Origin of the sequence: Halomonas sp. SIMBA_159 (assembly GCF_046536035.1) — a bacterium.
GTDB classification, from domain to species: domain Bacteria; phylum Pseudomonadota; class Gammaproteobacteria; order Pseudomonadales; family Halomonadaceae; genus Vreelandella; species Vreelandella venusta_A.
The window spans coordinates 1-442 of sequence record NZ_JAWJBT010000104.1 but is presented as its reverse complement, the minus strand read 5'-3'; the positions used below and the strand labels follow the sequence as shown (position 1 = coordinate 442).

The window sequence follows — 442 nt, the reverse complement described above, 5'->3', positions numbered from 1 at the left end:
AAATTCGATGCACGGGATAGAGTCATTGCCAAGCTCGTCCAGCGCCAAGACATCTGCGACCAGCACTTGATATCCTTCTTCTGGGGTATTTTTTTCCTGGCCCAGCAGCTCGCGGATGCGGCTCTCGTCAGCCGCCTGTTCCACGGCGTAGCGGTAAACAGGCCCTTCCGTTTGTGTTTGGCCAGGCGGCTCTTCTGCTAGCCAATAGCGGTTATGGGCCGCACTAAAAGAAGCAATAGCTTCATCGCTTACCATCGCTTCCTCAAAAATGCCTTTTTCCAGCTGTCAGTAGCCTTTATCGGTCAGCCGATAGCCTTTGGGATCGAGGCGGATCAGCTGCGTATGGTGCATTTTGTCGATTAAGTCGCGGATGAACAGCTCCTCGACAAACAACATCTCAGCGAGTGCAGCAGGGCGGCGGATGTCTGCTTCCTGAAAAGCC

General features: G+C 53.8%; 1 protein-coding gene. It reads right to left on the bottom strand.

The features are described from left to right. The coding region (locus tag R0J87_RS18560) for a hypothetical protein (protein ID WP_498888030.1) at nt 1–255 on the bottom strand (255 nt) is incomplete at its 3' end. Nucleotides 256–442 lie beyond the last annotated feature (187 nt).